The 1319-nt window shown below is 69.9% G+C and carries 1 protein-coding gene; it reads right to left on the bottom strand.

Annotated elements, in window-relative coordinates; translation table 11 throughout:
• Positions 1–110: 110 nt before the first annotated feature.
• Positions 111–1058, bottom strand: a complete 948-nt coding sequence (locus HCH03_RS03845; protein ID WP_221688399.1) for a shikimate dehydrogenase family protein — start codon at positions 1056–1058, stop codon at positions 111–113.
• Positions 1059–1319: the final 261 nt, after the last annotated feature.

The raw sequence follows: 1319 nt of genomic DNA, 5'->3' as shown, positions 1-1319 counted from the left end.
GAGATCGTGGGGATCGCGCGGGCGACGCGTACTTCGGTACGCGAGTCCGCGGGATCGCCGCGAGATCGGGTGCGAGGGCGGGCCGCAGCGTCGAGGGGTTCCGGCGGCCGTCAGGCCGCCGGAACCTGGAAGCCGGCGGCTTCCGCCATGACGGCGAACAGGTCGAAAGCTTCCAGGTCGGCGTCGACGCCGGCGATGTCGCAGACGGTGCGCACGGTCGCCTCGGCCTGGGCCACGAGCATGCCCGCGCCGTCCGACACCGTGCAACCCGCAGCGCGCGCCCCGGCGACGAAGGCCGTCTCGCCGTGGCCGTACACCACATCGAAGGCACGCTGTTCGGGGCGGAAAAGCGCGACGTCGAACGGCGCAGGATCCCCCTCGTTCATGCCGAGCGGCGTGGCGTTCACCACGAGGTCGGCGTTGCGGATGGCCTGCGTGGACGTGGCATAGCTTCCGAACTTGAACGCCGTGCCGTCAAAAGCCTGGCGGAAGCTGCGATGATGCTCCCGGGCGGCCGGCAGGTCCACCGCAGCCGACGACAGCCTTCCGAATTCCTGAACGTAGGCATCCAGCACGTCCCGTGCGCGGTCCTTGTCGCGCCCGACGAGCACGACTTCGTCCGCGCCGGCAATGGCGCAGGCGTGCACGATGGAGAGCGCCGTAGGGCCGGTGCCGCACACGACCGCGGAGCAGCCGGCGAAGTCGAAGCCCGTGCGCTCGAGATAGGCCACGCAGCCCTGCCCGTCGGTGTTGTACGCGAGCAACGCCTCGCCGTGCCTGCACAGCAGGTTGGCGCCGCGCGCGAGTTTGGCGGACGCCGCCTGGTGCGTGGCAGCCCGATACGCGAGCGGCTTGTACGGCGTGGTGATGTTGACGGACAGGAAGTCCCGAGCATCCAGAAACGCGCGCGCCTCGTCTTCGCCGGCCATGTCGGCCAGCTCGTAGCGCCACGACAGCCCCAAACGCTCGTACACGGCGTTGTACATAACCGGAGACTTCGAGTGCGCGATAGGGTGCCCCAGCAGGTACAGGTTCTCGACAGTTGTCGCTTCGCTCATGAAGCCCCCTCCGCACTCGTAGGCTCGTCAATGCTTGTCGCAGGTAGATCGGTTTCCGCCGCAGATTCGCCCAGTGAGTCAGCGAGGCTTCCCGCAGTGCCCGATATCGTGGGGATGGCGGAGGCGCCGCGTACTTCGGTACGCAAGTCTCCGGCATCCCCACGATATCGGGCACTGCGGGAAGCCGCAGCGTCGAGTCGTGGGGGCGGGCGGCGGGGGGGGGGGGCCCGCGCGCCGGGGCGGGGGGCGGGCGGCGCGGGC

Origin of the sequence: Gordonibacter massiliensis (ex Traore et al. 2017), assembly GCF_019731765.1 — a bacterium.
GTDB classification, from domain to species: Bacteria; Actinomycetota; Coriobacteriia; order Coriobacteriales; family Eggerthellaceae; genus Gordonibacter; species Gordonibacter massiliensis.
This window is presented reverse-complemented; position numbering and strand designations above follow the sequence as displayed.

Bases quoted from the DNA above. Each gene is read 5' to 3' on its own strand.
- HCH03_RS03845 (WP_221688399.1), bottom strand. From the start codon at position 1,058: ATGAGCGAAGCGACAACTGTCGAGAACCTGTACCTGCTGGGGCACCCT.